Annotated in this window: 11 protein-coding genes; 2 read left to right on the top strand and 9 right to left on the bottom strand. The window is 66.3% G+C overall.

Annotation, left to right across the window (positions count from 1 at the left end; genetic code table 11):
• Nucleotides 1–9: 9 nt before the first annotated feature.
• The 6 genes from AB4Z27_RS22220 to tsaB all read right to left on the bottom strand — a co-directional run bounded on the left by AB4Z27_RS22220 (nt 10) and on the right by tsaB (nt 9,312).
• Entirely contained in the window at nt 10–2,961 is a 2,952-nt protein-coding gene (locus AB4Z27_RS22220; protein ID WP_441645277.1) for a putative mucin/carbohydrate-binding domain-containing protein, read from the bottom strand.
• Between the two features lie 42 nt (nt 2,962–3,003).
• Nucleotides 3,004–5,958, bottom strand: a complete 2,955-nt coding sequence (locus tag AB4Z27_RS22215; protein ID WP_441645276.1) for a putative mucin/carbohydrate-binding domain-containing protein — start codon at nt 5,956–5,958, stop codon at nt 3,004–3,006.
• A gap of 91 nt (nt 5,959–6,049) precedes the next feature.
• Complete coding sequence (locus AB4Z27_RS22210) at nt 6,050–7,183, bottom strand: DUF1853 family protein (RefSeq protein WP_441593596.1); 1,134 nt, start codon at nt 7,181–7,183, stop codon at nt 6,050–6,052.
• Complete coding sequence (locus AB4Z27_RS22205; protein ID WP_441645275.1) at nt 7,164–8,003, bottom strand: uracil-DNA glycosylase; 840 nt, start codon at nt 8,001–8,003, stop codon at nt 7,164–7,166. The genes AB4Z27_RS22210 and AB4Z27_RS22205 overlap by 20 nt, the downstream gene beginning before the upstream one ends.
• The gene (gene rimI, locus AB4Z27_RS22200) at nt 8,000–8,536 is read right to left on the bottom strand and encodes a ribosomal protein S18-alanine N-acetyltransferase (RefSeq protein ID WP_369823364.1); all 537 of its coding nucleotides are present in this window, start codon (nt 8,534–8,536) and stop codon (nt 8,000–8,002) included. The genes AB4Z27_RS22205 and rimI overlap by 4 nt, the downstream gene beginning before the upstream one ends.
• Nucleotides 8,533–9,312: a tRNA (adenosine(37)-N6)-threonylcarbamoyltransferase complex dimerization subunit type 1 TsaB gene (gene tsaB / locus AB4Z27_RS22195; RefSeq protein ID WP_092289361.1), complete on the bottom strand. Its 780-nt coding sequence runs from the start codon at nt 9,310–9,312 to the stop codon at nt 8,533–8,535. The genes rimI and tsaB overlap by 4 nt, the downstream gene beginning before the upstream one ends.
• 175 nt (nt 9,313–9,487) lie before the next feature.
• Here tsaB and AB4Z27_RS22190 point away from each other — a divergent pair, with 175 nt between their 5' ends.
• Nucleotides 9,488–9,757 carry an acyl-CoA-binding protein gene (locus AB4Z27_RS22190; protein ID WP_092289362.1) on the top strand — a complete coding sequence of 90 codons (270 nt, stop codon included), beginning with the start codon at nt 9,488–9,490 and terminating at the stop codon, nt 9,755–9,757.
• Nucleotides 9,758–9,764: 7 nt separating this feature from the next.
• Here the strand turns inward: AB4Z27_RS22190 and AB4Z27_RS22185 are convergent, their stop codons facing one another.
• Nucleotides 9,765–11,222, bottom strand: a complete 1,458-nt coding sequence (locus AB4Z27_RS22185; protein WP_255370646.1) for a DHA2 family efflux MFS transporter permease subunit — start codon at nt 11,220–11,222, stop codon at nt 9,765–9,767.
• Nucleotides 11,219–11,689: an SRPBCC family protein gene (locus AB4Z27_RS22180; RefSeq protein ID WP_092289366.1), complete on the bottom strand. Its 471-nt coding sequence runs from the start codon at nt 11,687–11,689 to the stop codon at nt 11,219–11,221. Before AB4Z27_RS22180 ends, AB4Z27_RS22185 begins: the two co-directional genes overlap by 4 nt.
• Nucleotides 11,690–11,974: 285 nt before the next feature.
• On the opposite strand from AB4Z27_RS22180, the gene AB4Z27_RS22175 reads away from it, so the two are divergent.
• Nucleotides 11,975–12,385 (top strand): VOC family protein, encoded by a 411-nt coding sequence (locus AB4Z27_RS22175; RefSeq protein WP_092289367.1) that lies wholly within the window; start codon nt 11,975–11,977, stop codon nt 12,383–12,385.
• A 73-nt stretch (nt 12,386–12,458) separates the two neighbouring features.
• On the opposite strand, the gene aceB is transcribed toward AB4Z27_RS22175, so the two are convergent.
• A complete protein-coding gene (gene aceB / locus AB4Z27_RS22170; RefSeq protein ID WP_092289369.1) occupies nt 12,459–14,045 on the bottom strand; it encodes a malate synthase A in 1,587 nt (528 codons plus the stop codon).
• Nucleotides 14,046–14,058 lie beyond the last annotated feature (13 nt).

Raw genomic sequence — 14,058 nt, 5'->3', positions numbered from 1 at the left:
GGGCGTTTTTCATGCTGGCAGCGCCTTCAGGCCGCGCGCCATGGTCTGGTAGCGCGCGGTCTCGCCGACCACGGTCCGTGCATTGGTTTCCGTGTTGACCAACTGGGAACGGGTCGGATCGCTGTGGAACACCGTGACSGTATAGCCCTTCTGCAACGAGAAGGTGGAAGTCTCGGGGGCCACCGGCGCCCCGCCATGGACATCCAGGTCGTAGACCACCTGCTGATACTTATCCTCCACATGCACGCTGACGCGCAATCCCCCTTCGTGCGTCCCGGCGGAAACGGAAACCGTCAGCGTATTGAAGACCAGGCTGAGGTTCAGCGTCGCCACCGGATTGCCAGCACCGTCGAACAGCGACCACAGGAACATGTTCCCGCGCACGGTCGGCACCACCGCGATCTCGGATGCTGACGCATAGGTGATGAGGCCATCGGCAAGCACCTCGGCCACCATGTTCTTTACCCCGGCCTTGACCTGCCCCTGCATCACGTTTTCGATCGGATAGCGGCCAATGTTCGCCTCCTCCTTGAACGAGTAATACCGCTCGCCGCCATAGGGGGACAACGGGAAGATCACGTTCATGGCGGTCGAATTCAATGTGCCGATACAGTCATATGAGAACAATTCATTGCCGGTGACGTCGGAGAAACTGACATAGCCGTAGGTATCTGAGAAGTAATAGTGCGGCTTCCCGCCAATGATCTGAAAGCGGATCTCCCGCGCCGCCAGGTCGATCGTCACGGTACAGAACTGGAAGTCGCTGATGCCCTTCATCTTGAGGGTGAAGAGGTTGCCAACGTAGGCATCCGGTTCGAAGTTGAAGGTGGACATYACGTCCATGTACTCGCGCCGCGCCGCGGTGCGGGCCGCCGGCGGCAGCGCCATGACCGCCAGGTAGAGGTCATCTTTCAACTGCGCGTAGGGCGCATGAGCCATCGGCAGGTGGTCGCGCACGATCGTCGCGCCAGCGGCGATGCGCGCCTGCAGGTCCGCTTCGGGATCGTTGCTGGCCGCCGCGTTCTGCAGACCCAGCGCCGTGATCGTCAGCAAGTGACTCTGCTGGTCCAGGAGCAAGCCGGGCGTGGGGGGCTCGACGGCCAGCAGGTTGGCATACGCCACGTGCACCTCAAGCTGATAGCCGATCTCGAAGGCCGCGGCGCGGTGAAACGGCGCCGCGGCCTGGCCGCTAATCTCGCATGCAAGGACGTAGGCTCCCACGCCGTTCTTCACCCCGATCGCGGCGTAGAACCCCGTGCCCAAGGCATCGAGCGGCTGGGCCTTGATATCGATGCGCACCTGCATGGTGGTGAAGTCGACGCGGATTGTCCCGCTTACATCGCGAGAGGAACCGAGCAGCACCAGCGTCTGGGAAATCGTGCCCGACCCCTGCTTGAAGGTGTATGTCAGCGACTGGCTGGCCGTCTGTTCCTTGACGACCAGATAGTCGGCATCCACCAGGTATTTGCGGTTCTTGCCCGTCGGTGGCCGGATCGTATAAGCGCCAATCGGCAGGTTGTCCAGGATCATTTCCGGCGCGCGGACCGGAACGTGGAGCACCTCCCGGGCGCCCTCCATCAGCACCAGCGGTTCGCCGTAGATCTGCTTGAATTCGTCGATCACGAACCGCAGGGAAAGGCTGCCCGTGACGCCGGTACCCTGCAGCTCCACGGTATCGACCAGGCGCAGCGGCGAGTCGAGATGCAGCGCGGATTGCACTGTCGGCAGCGTCTCCGCCGTGACCAGTTCGCTGAGCGGATAGACCGCGCGGGCGTGGCTGAAGGCGTTGAGCATGGCGCGCAGCGGCGTCACCGGCGCGCCGGCCAGCGCGAGAAATGGCGCAACATCCACATCGCAACGTTCGGCGCTGGCGGCAGCCATCTCATCGAACCCGGCCGGCCGCACCGCCGGCGAGGGCGACGTGTTCATATGGATCCGATCCTGCTGGTTCAGGCGGGTGATCGAGGCATCGCCAGCCTTGTACTTCAGCAGCATCACCAGATAGACCTGCGCCCGGACATCCCAGGACTCATACCGCGTGCCGCTGCGGAGCAGCGCCATCACGCTCGCGAAGAACGCCGGCGCCCCTTGGTAGAGCCAACCCTGGGTGTAGACGTTGGCGCCCATCACGAAGTCCTGCCAGGTGGCCGCAAAAACATTGCCCCATACGGAATCCGGATCGGCCACATTCTGCTCGGAAAAGCGGCGCTGATAGCCGCCAGCGATGACATTGGGCGCATTCCAGCTGGTCGGCAGGTTGTCGAGCCAGACCGGCGCGACCGACGCCGACGTCGTGGCGGCCACGCGTAGGCCATAGTAGGCAGGTTCGGCATCCGATGCGATGTCATCGGCCGCCAGGTAGTAGTGGTTCCTGACGTTGAGATCCGTGGGCCGCTGGGGTTGGAATGACACCCCCATCAGGGCATTGAAGGAGGTCAACATGTCCTGGTAGTACGCACCCAGCGCATTGAGACCGCCGGGATAGGCCCGCAGCACGGCCTTGTCCCGCGCCGGCACCAGCATGTACATATAGTCGCCCTCGATCAGGCCAAACTCGGCATCCTGCGCGTCCCAGGTGGCAAAGAATGGCGCCTCGGCATTGCCCGCCCGATAGATCGGCAGCATTTTGCTCGTCGAGGGGAAGGCAAACTCGATCAGAGGGGTGCCTGCCACATAGGGCGTCACGACAAACGGGACGCGCACCGCGTTCATGGTGACATTGACCCACGCATTACCCACTCCCACCCACTGCGCCGGGATCGTGCCGTCGCTGGCGCATGTCACCATTACCGACGAAGTGAAGTCGGGCGATACTTGCCGGAGCCGGAGCGTGGCACCAGTCGGCAGGATGATGCCGAGCGCCTGCTTGTCGTGATCAAGCCCTTTCCGCAACCCCGCCTTGCGAATCCATCCCGGATCCTGAAGCGTGTACACGGACTTGGTCTGTAGGATTTCCGCCATCTTGGATACCTCGTGAAGGATGCAATCGGAGGCGACGGCGCGTCACGCCACCGCCCGCAAGCCGCGCGGCATGGTCTGGTAGCGCGCCGTGGCCGCCACGGTGGTCCGCGCCGACGTCTCTGCGTTGATCAGTTGGGAGCGCGTGGGGTCCTGGTGGAAGACCGTGACCGTATAGCCCTTCTGCAGCGGGAAGAACTGGTTATCGGCGGACACCGCGGCATTCCCCGGCATGGCGATGTCATAGACGGGATCGCCGTAGCGGTTTGCCACGCCGATGCTGATATAGACCGCCGGCACGCCGGGATTCGGCACGGCAGCGTGTAGCGTCAGTCTCAGCACATTGATCACCAGGTCCAGTTCCAGCGTGGCGACCGGCTGATCCGCATTACCGAGCAGATTCCACGTGAACATGTTGCCCCGCACGGACGGCGTTTGAGAGATTTCCGATGCCGTGGCCGTCATCACCACGCCGTTGCCGGGCAGGTCCAGCATCGTATTGGCCAACCCGTTCCACGTGACGCCCTGCATCCTGTTCTCGATGGTGTAGCGCTGACCCAGTTCCTCCTTGAACGAGTAGAACTGCTCGCCACCGTAGCGGGACAGCGGAAACGTGCGGACCATGGCGGTCACGGTCAGGTCGCCGATGAAGTCATAGGAGAACAATTCCTGGCCGTCCGCGTCGCGAAAGCTGACGTAGCCGTAAGTACTCCCAAAATAGCTGTGCGGCTTGCCGCTGAAGGTCTGGAAGCGCACTTCGAGACGAACCAGGTCGAGCGTCATGGTGAAGAACGTCCAATTGCTGATGCCCTTCAGCGAGACGACGAAATTGTTTCCGATATTGGTGCCCGGCGCCGTGTTCTGCAGGGACATCACGTCGGCGTAGTCGGCCACCGCCTGGGCGCGCGCCGGCTCCGGCAGCGCCATCACGGCCAGGTAGATGTCATCCTTGACCGTGGCATAGGGCGCCGTGGCAATCGGCAGGCGCTCCCGCACCAGTGCCGCCGCTTCCGCAATGCGCAACGACAGGTCCGCCACCGGACTGTTCATCGCCTGCAGGTTCTCGAGCCCGTGCGCCGTGATCACGAAGTCGTTGGTCGCCTGCGGCCGAATCAGTCCGGGGGCGGCCGGCAGCACCCGCAGCCGCGATGGCTCCTCATGGCGCACCTCGATCCGATAGCCGACCTCGAACGGAATGTCGGCATGCTCCGGGGCTGGGTGGTTGCCGTGGAARTCCCGCTGATAGACCGGATCGCCATCGGCCGTCCGGATCGTGACGCCGATGTAGACGGTATCCATGAACGCGGTATTGGGGTTGCTCAACAGGTCCACGATGATCTGGCGCGTGGGCGCGTCCACGCGGATCGTGCCGTACAGGCCGTTATCCGCCCCCAACAGCATGAAGGTCTGCGTGACGATGGCGGACGCCTGCTTGAAGAGATAGGCCAGCGCCTGCGTGCTGGTGCCCTCCTTCACAATCAGGTAGGCCGAGTCAATCGCATATTTACGATTCTTGCCGGTGGGTGGGCGCAACGTGTACACGCCAACCGGCAAATCGGCGAACGTCACCCCGGTGGCGATGATGCGTGCCGAGGACACCTCCCTCGGCCCTTCCATCACGAACAGCGGTTCGTCGTAGATCTGCACGAACTGGTCGATGGCAAACTGCAGCGTCACGCTGCCGCGCAGGCCAGTACGGCGCATCTCCGCCGGGTCCACCAGTTGCAGCGGCGACGCCGCATGGAGCGCCTCCTGCGCCGGGCCCAGGCTGGCCGCGCTGACCAGCGCATAGAGCGGGTACACCGCGCGCGCGTCGCTGAACATATTGAGCACCGTCCGCACCGACGCCATCCTGGCGCCCACCATGCCGATGAATGGCGCCACATCCACCCCGGCCTCGGCGGCATAAACCTCGGCCATCATGTCGATCACGGGCGGCGCGATCGGCGGCAACGGCAGCGCGTTGGCATAGGTCCGGTATTGCCGGTTGAAGCTGGCAAACGCCGTGTTGCCAGCCTTGTACTTGAGCAGCATCAAAAAGTAGAGCTTCTCGCGCATGCTCCACTCCTGCAGCGGCGTACCRCTCGTGATCCGGCCGATCACGCCGCTGAACAGGGCCACCTCGTCCTGATAGAGCCAGCCATCGGTGTGCACCGCGGCGCCCAGCGCGTTGTCCTGCCAGGTGGCGGCATACAGCTTGTTCCAGACCTCGAGAAAGCTGACCGAGCCAGCCGCCATGAAGGTGCCGAGGTAGGCGTGGCYCAGYGTTTCCAGCGGGGTCCAATTGGTGCGCAGGCCGGCGAACCAGTCCGCCGTCATGGACGCCGAGGTGGATGCGGCCCACGCGGGGCCGTAGTAGGCGCTGCCGCTGCCCTCCGCATCGGCCTTGATGAAGAACTGGTTGCGGATGTTGAGATCCGTCGCCCGTTCGGGATCGAACGCTATGCCACACAGCGCGTTGAAGGTGGAAACCACGTTGTCGTAGTACGCCGTCAGTGCGGCGAGGCCGCCCGGCAAGGTCCTGAGCATGGGCTTGTCGGCCTCGGGCACCAGCATCCGGACGTAGCGCGACTGGATCAGCGCGAATTCGGCCGCCTGCTGGTCCCACGTCGCAAAAAATGGGGATTCCGCACCGCCAGCTTCGAACACGGGGAGCGTCTTGCTGGTTGGCGAGCAGGTGTACCAGACCGTGGGCGGTGTGCCGCCGCCGAGGTACGGGGTCTCGATAAACGGCACCGAGGCGGTGTGCGCCGTGATCGTAAGTGGCATTTCGCCGAAACTGAACACGCGCTCGGTGCGGCCGTCGCTGTTGAGCAGGCGCAGTGTCAGCTCGCCCATGAAATCCATGTCGATCTGGCTGATCGTCAGCTCGCCGCCCGCCGCCAGGACCACGCCGAGATGCTGGCGGTCATGGCCGAGACCCTTGTCGAGTCCGGCCTTGTGGAACCACTCGGGGTCCGTGAGCCAGTGGAGCGTCTTGACCTTCTCGATGTCCGACATCTGCCATCCCCCTTCGTCGCGACGTCCGGATCGGACGTTTCGATGCAGCGTGAGGGGAAGTATCGCGGTGCGGTGCGGAGGCCGGAATGGATTAGCGAGAGGCGGGTGCGGGAGGGGATTTGTCGGCAGTGGCCCGCTCGGCGGCGCGCGCCTGCCACCCCGGCGGCACCACGAAGCCGCGCGAGCGTTCCTGCCAGATGCCGGGCTGCTCGGGCCCGGCGGGCGCCAGTTCGCAGACCATCACCGGGGCTTCACGCCGCCAGCTATGCGCCTGGTGCGGATCGGCAAAGCGTTGCGCCAGCGCGGTGTGCAACGCGGCGGCGGACTCCGTCTGCGACTCGGGCACCCGCGCGCCCGAGAGCCAGTCCGCGCGCGGCAGCCGGCACCAGCGCGTGGTGGCCGCCGCCGGGTGGGCCTGCGCCCGCGCGGCCCAGTCCTCCAGCGTGGACCACCAGCCGTGCAGGTGATCGGGCGCGATGCCCAGCGTATCGAGCCCGGCCGGCAGGCGGCCATCGCGATAGAACAGCCAGCCCAGCAGGTAGACCTCGCTGCGGTCGATGGGATGGGTGAGCACCGCCTGCGCTTCGGCCGCGCGGCCCAGCGGCAGCTGACGGCCGACGATATGGTCGAGCTTGTCCCCTAACCGATCGACGAGATTGGGGCCGACGAAGTTGCGGCGGTCGGGTGGCGTGCCCGGCTGTCCATCCACCATCAGGTAGAACTTGGCCGCCATCTCCCAGTGCACGGTCTGCGCGCTGGCGGGATCGCGCCAGATCACGTCCAGTTCGCCCAGCGTCTGGATGCCATGGCCGTTGGCGCGCCGGATCGGCACATTGGCGGCGACGAGTTCGATCCCATCGGCCCGATGCAACGCGAAGTGGAGCAGCCGCTCGGCATGGCGGCCCAGGCGCAGGCTGCGGCTACCCGTGGGGTCCGGGTGGCCGCTCAGTTCGGCGATGGTTTCGGGAAGTGTGGCGGGGTCGGCGCGCTCMAGCCAGCGCTGCCACGCGGCCTGCGCGCCGGGCGGCCAGTAGGCCAACGCGGCGCCGGCGCCGTAGCCAGCCGGCAGGTGCGAGAGCAGCGGCGGCGAGAGCGAGCACCACGCGAGATCGCGCACCCGCTGGGACGCGGCGGTGCGCCACAGGGGCGCCGGCCCGTCGGCGCCGGCTGCTACCGGCCCGCCCGGGCGGATGGCCTGCGCGGGATCAGGCTTCAGCTCCCGCACGGTCGTGTACCTCGCGGGCCAGACACAGGTCTTCCCATGCGCGCGCCTTGTCGGTCAGCGTGCGCAGCAGGTAGGCCGGATGATAGGTCACCACCACGGGAATCCCCTCGTACCGGTGCACGGTGCCGCGCAGCTTGCCGATGGGCGTCGTCGAGCGCAGCAGCGACTGCGCCGCGAAACGCCCCAGCACCACGATCACCTTCGGCCGGATCAGCGCGATCTGGCGGCGCAGGAACGGCTCGCAGTGCGCCACCTCCTCCGGCTCCGGATTGCGATTGCCGGGCGGGCGGCACTTCAGCACATTGGCGATAAAGACATTGCGGTCGCGCGCAAGGCCCAGCGCGCCGAGCATGTTGTCGAGCAGCTTGCCGGCCTGGCCGACGAACGGCTCGCCCTGGAGGTCTTCATTCTCGCCCGGGGCCTCGCCCACTAGCATCCATTCGGCGCGGCGGTCGCCCACGCCGACGACCGTATTGGTGCGGGTGTCGCTCAGGCCGCAGGCGGTGCACTCGGCCACGGCGGCTTCCAGCGCCGCCCAGTCCATGGCGGCGATGGCGGCGTCCCGGGCCAGAGCGGCCTCATCCTGCACGGCGGGTTGCGGCGGCGGCGACAGGGCTTCGATCACCACGGGGCGCGGGGTGGCGGCCGGGGTGGTCATCACCACGTCGACTTCGGGTTCGATTTCGGCCACGGCTACCGTGGCGACCTCGATTTCGACCTCGACGTCGGCTTCGGCCTCTACAGGCGCCCCAGCCAACCGGCGCGGCACCCATTCCGACGGGATGCCGAGCACTTCGAGGAACTGCGCGCGGCGATTCATGCGGACTCCTTGCCTTCGTGCCAGGCCCGGCGCAGCACGAGCGCGTCTTCGCGCCCCTTGGCCGTGGCCGGATAGTAGCCCTTGCGGCGGCCGATCTCGGCAAACCCGGCTTCCTCGTACAGCGTCAGCGCGCCCACATTGGACGGGCGCACTTCCAGCAGCATGGTGCCGAGGTTGTGGGCATGGGCGGTGGCCAGCGCCACAGCCAGCAGCAGCCGGCCATGGCCCTGCCGCTGCCGGCGCGGGTCCACGGTGATATTGAGCAGGTGCATTTCGTCGACCACCGGCATCAACACGGCATAGCCGACCAGCGTATTGGCTGGATCACGGAGCGTCAGGCCGATATGGCCCGATTTCAGGGAATTCTCAAAATTGCCGCGCGTCCAGGGATGGCTGTAGGCGCGCTGCTCGATATCGGCCACGGCGTGCAGGTCCAGCGCGCTCATGCGGCCGAGCGTCCAGCCATCGCCCAGCTCGGGCATGACCGGCACGGCCGGCCATTGGGGCGACTCGGGCAGCAGCGCGGCGCTCACGCGGCCTCCCCTGCGGCGGCCTTCGCGGCCTTGGCGGCTTTATCAGCTTTCTCGGCGGCAATCGCCTCGCGCTCCACGATGGTGTGGGCAACCTTGTTGCGCACATAGATCGGCATGGCGTCGGCAGCGTCGATGGTCTCGCCGCGCGCCAGCGCCCGCAGGCCGATGGCCACCGCGGCGCGGGCGTCCGGCATGGCTTCGGGCATTACGCGGCCGGCCTGCGCGGCCACCTGGAGCCGTTCGCCAAACACGGTCGAACCATTGCCGGCGAGCCAGAACGCGCCATCGGGCTGCGCCACGGCTTCGGGCGGTCCCACCTGCACCGGGCCCTCCATCGACCACTCCATTGCGGCGGCGTCCCAGCGGAACGTGGCGGCATAGGTCTCGTCCATGCGGGCGTCGAGCGCAACCAGCACGCGCGTGTCCGCCGGCAACGATGAAGTGCCGGATCGGACGCTTTCCGCGCACATCGTCAATACATTGATGGGAATTACCGGCAGATCAGCGCCGAAGGCGAGCCCTTGGGCCACGCCGCAGGCGGTACGCAGGCCAGTGAACGAGCCGGGGCCGGCGCCAAACGCGATGGCGGCACAGTCGGCCAGCGTGATGCCGGCCTCGGCCAGCACTTCGGCCACGGCCGGCAGCACGCGCGCAGACGACCGCGCGCCCGTATGCTCATGGCGGGAGAAACACTCGAGGGCGCCGTCAGTGGCGGCGCGCCCCAGTGCGACGGAGCACCACTCGGTGGAGGTCTCGACAGCAAGAATCCAGGACATGGCGCGATTGTATCCGGAGCGCGGCCAAAGCTGTATTGGCAGGCACGCCGGCACCGTGCGCGACAGACCGTGCCGCCGCGCGCGGACCGARGGCTTCTTCGGTTTTTCCGCCGCAAACGGCGCGGCGCGGCGGCTATCATCGCACTTCTACGCCCACTCATTACCCGGAGACACCATGAGCGACCTGCAGGCCCGCTTCGACCAGGCCCTAATCGACGTCAAGACCCTGAGCGAGCGTCCCAACAATATGACGCTGCTGCGCCTCTACGCGCTTTACAAGCAGGGTGCCGAGGGCGACGCCCACGGCGACAAGCCCGGCATGACCGACTTCGTCGGCCGCTACAAGTTCGAAGCCTGGGAAGCCCTCAAGGGCACCAGCCAGGACGACGCCAAGCAGAAATACGTCGAACTGGTCGGCGAACTGCTGGCAGGCACCGCCAGCTAAGCCGCCGCTAGGCCCCTGCCCCGACCGGCATCGGCTTCGGCCGGATACGCCACGCGGCCAGGATCGCCGTGGCGATCACCACGCCCACGGCCAGGAAGGTCTCATCGAATGCCGCGATCCGGGCGACCGGATCGCCACCCGGCCCGAGCACCGCGCCGTGCTCCGCCAGCCGCCACTGCAGCCCCACCCCCGCCAGACTCACCCCGATCGCCCCGCCAAGCTGCCGCAGGAAATTGATGCAGCTCGACCCTTGGGCGATCAGCGAGAAATCCACCCCGCGCATCGACCCGAGCGTCAGCGACGGCAGGATGGAGCCGAGCCCGATCCGCCCAATCACCGCATAGAGCACCAGCAGCAGGTAAGGCGTGGCCATCGACCCGGTGGCCATCAGCAGGAACGACGCCGCCAGCAGCGCCAGCCCGAACGACACCTGCCGGTGCGGCAAGATGTAGTTGGTCAGCCGCCCCGCCACCGCAATCGTCACCGCCAGCACAATGCCGGCCGGCATCAGCACGATGCCCGCCTGCGACGGCGTATAGGCCAGCGCCATCTGCATGTAGACCGGCAGCAGGTAGGTGGAACCGAACAGCCCGGCGCCATAGATAAACGCCACCACGGCCCCGGCCGAGAACTGGCGGTAGCTGTAGAGCCGCATATCCATCAGCGGCTCGGGCGCGCGCAGCTGCCAGACCACGAAGCCCGCCAGCAGCAAGACGCCCAGCCCGGCCAGCGCCAGTCCGGCCGGCACGTTCTCGCGCATTTCCACCAGCCCGTTGAGCAGCGTCACGGTGGCCACGCCGGCCAGCGCCAGCCCGCGCCAGTCGAGTGCCTTCCGCTCGCCGATCATCGCCGAGTCCACGGCCATATAGCGGCGCGCCATCCACAGGCCGATGAGGGTCAGCGGCACCACCACGAAGAAGATCGAGCGCCAGCCGAAGGTCTCCACGAGGAAGCCGCCCACGCTTGGGCCGATGGCTGGCGCCAGCACCACGCCGAAGCCGAACAGACTCAGCGCCTTGCCCTGCTCGCGTTCTTCGAACACGCGCAGGATGAAAATATTGGGCAGCGGCTGCATGATGCCGGCCGCGATGCCCTCGGCCACGCGCATGGCCAGCATCACGCCGAAGGTGGGCGAAAACCCGCCAATCAGCCCGCCCGCGCCCAGCAGCAACAGGCTGCCGACGAAGGTGCGGCGCAGCCCGAATCGGTTCAGCAGCCACGGCGTGAGCAGCATCGACAGCGTCATGGCGATCATGAAACTGGCCGCCACCCACTGCGCGCGCTCCTGGCCAAGGTGGAAATGCCGGCTCAGGTCCGGCACGGCCACGTTGACGATGGTCGAGGACACGATGGACGACATCGTGCCCAGCATCAGCGTGACCAGGATCAGCCAGCGCAGGCGCTCGCCATAGCGGGCGCGCAGCACGGCGCGTGTCGGCCCGCCGGCCGGCTGCGAGCCCGTCACCCGAGCCGCCCGGTGTGAGCGATCTCCCGGATCTTGCGCACCGTGTCGAGGTCCGCCTCGTGGTATGCCGACTTGACGATCTCCGCATAGCGGTCGTCGCCGCTGTCATCCGTGTCGGGCAGGGTCGTTTCATAGATGAAACGCACCAGCAGCGCGCCCGGCGCGGGGGTCTCGATGCTCATCGACAGCCTGCCGCCGGCATGCTCGGCCGTGGCCGCAGTCTCATAGCGCACCGCGCGCCGTGGCTCGAATACCACGCGGTCCTGTATCGACGTCTTTCCGAAATGCAGCACGCGGTCCAGCCAGCCATCGCCCCGCGCCAATACCTCGGCGCGCTCCAGCCCCAGGACGAACAACTCGGGCGACTCGGCCCGCAGCACCAGGCCCTGCCACAGCTGTTCAGCGGTCAGCGGCTCCAGCGTGGGATTGCCTGGGTCATTGATCTCCACCAGGTGTTCAAAACGCAACTTGACTCTCCAATCTCGTGAATGTCCATATTATGAAGGCTCCTTGCGCGCCGCGGCGGTCCGCGCTTTCSTTTTCAGAGTCATCTCATAGCCGCCATGCAGCGCATCGATGATCCTGTCCGGACTGGCATCACTCCTGACAGCTATTGTCAGGAGTGCCGGCGCACAATGCTGGCCCGGGCAAGGAAGGCGTCAGGAGCCGTCAGGAGCGGACAGAAGYGGAAAAGCACGAACCGACACTGGCCGCCGCCACGCCCGAGAACGCTCATGAAGCAGGAGGCTGGCATGGAGTTGCTGATCAATATCGACGTCGATGACCTCGAACACGGCATCGGCTTCTACGAAGCAGGACTGGGATTGCGGCTGGGCCGCCGGCTGTTCGACAACAGCGTGGCGGAAATGCACGGCGCCTGCGCGCCGATCTACCTGCTGGCCAAGGAGGCCGGCACGGTGGCCACGGCGCGGGCCGATGCGCGGCGCGACTACGCGCGGCACTGGACCCCCGTGCACCTGGACTTCGTGGTGGAAAACCTCGAAGCGGCCATCGAGCGCGCGCTGGGCGCCGGCGCCGAGATCGAGGACTGGCCGCAGGACTTCGACTGGGGCCGGCAGGCCCGCCTGTCCGACCCGTTCGGCCATGGCCTGTGCTTCATCGAATGGCGGGGCCGGGGCTACGGCGCCGTGGCGGGCCCCTGACCCACGAGCCAGCCACAAACAAAAAACCCCACGGCGCGAACCGTGGGGTTTTTCATTGCAAGCCTGAAGAAACTCAGACTTCCTCGTACAGCGGCAGCGTCAGGAATTCGGCGAAGTCTTCCGACGTCGACATTTCCTCGAAGATCTGCGCGGCGCGATCATAAGTGCTGGTATCGCCACCCACGAGTGCCTTCACCTTGGCCAGTTCTTCCGGAATCAGCGCGCGCACCAGCTCGGCGGTCACCTTGCGGCCGTCTTCCAGCTTGCCCTTCGGCGAGCGGATCCATTGCCAGACCTGCGAGCGCGAGATCTCGGCCGTGGCGGCATCTTCCATCAGGTTGTGGATCGGCACGCAGCCGTTGCCGGCCAGCCAGGCGCCCAGGTAATGGATGCCCACGTTGATGTTCATGCGCAGGCCGTGCTCGGTGATCGGGGCCTCGGGCTTGAAGTCGAGCAGGTCGGCGCCCTTCACGTTCACGTCCGGACGCTGCTTCTCGAACTGGTTCGGCTTGTCGCCGAGCACTTCCACAAATTCCTTCATCGCCGGCGCGACCAGACCCGGGTGGGCCACCCAGCCGCCGTCGTAGCCATCGGTAGCGTCACGGCGCTTGTCGCTGATGATGCCTTCCATGGCGATGGCGTTCTTTTCCGGATCGTTCTTGATCGGGATCAGGGCGCTCATGCCGCCAATCGCGGGCGCACCGCGCTTGTGGCAGGTCTTCAGCAGCAGCAGCGCGTAGGCGCGCATGAACGGCGCGGTCATCGTGACCTTGGCGCGGTCTGCCAGGCAGAAGTCCTTGTCCACCTTGAACTTCTTGATGCAYGAGAAGATGTAGTCCCAGCGGCCGGCGTTCAGGCCAGCGCTGTGGTCGCGCAGTTCATAGAGGATTTCCTCCATCTCGAACGCGGCCAGGATGGTCTCGATCAGCACCGTGGCCTTGACCGTGCCCTGCGGCAGGCCAATCTCGTTCTGGGCCATCACGAAGATGTCGTTCCAGAGGCGGGCCTCCAGGTGGCTTTCCATCTTCGGCAGGTAGAAGAACGGGCCGGCGCCACGCGCGATCTGCTCGCGGGCGTTGTGGAACAGGAACAGTGCGAAGTCGAAGATGCCGCCCGAGATGCGCTTGCCGTCGATGGTGACGTGCTTCTCTTCCAGGTGCCAGCCGCGCGGGCGCACCTGCAGCGTGGCGATCTTGTCGTTGAGCTTGTAGTGCTTGCCGTTGGAGTCCAGCGTCAGCGTGCGGCGCACGGCGGCCTTCAGGTTCACCTGGCCCTGCATCTGGTTGTGCCAGTTCGGGGTGTTGGAGTCCTCGAAGTCCGTCATGTAGCTGTCAGCGCCCGAGTTGAAGGCGTTGATCACCATCTTGGCTTCCACCGGACCGGTGATTTCCACACGACGGCACTCCAGCGCCTGCGGCACCGGTGCCACCTTCCATTCGCCTTCGCGGACGCTCTTGGTCTCCGGCAGGAAGTCCGGGAGTTCGCCGGCATCCAGGCGCTTGGCGCGCGCCACGCGGGCGGCCAGCAGTTCCTGGCGGCGCGGCTCGAAGGCGCGATGCAGCTTGTCGACCAGGGCCAGGGCTTCCGGCGTGAGGATGTCTTCGTAGGCCGGCAGGATGTCGCCGGTAATCTTCATGCCCGCGGGCAGCGTGATAGCCATCAGTCTTCTCCTG

This window comes from Cupriavidus sp. KB_39 (assembly GCF_052114485.1).
In the GTDB taxonomy this organism is placed as follows: domain Bacteria; phylum Pseudomonadota; class Gammaproteobacteria; order Burkholderiales; family Burkholderiaceae; genus Cupriavidus.
Note: the sequence above shows the minus strand (reverse complement) of the source record. Positions and strands in the feature narration are given on the sequence as shown.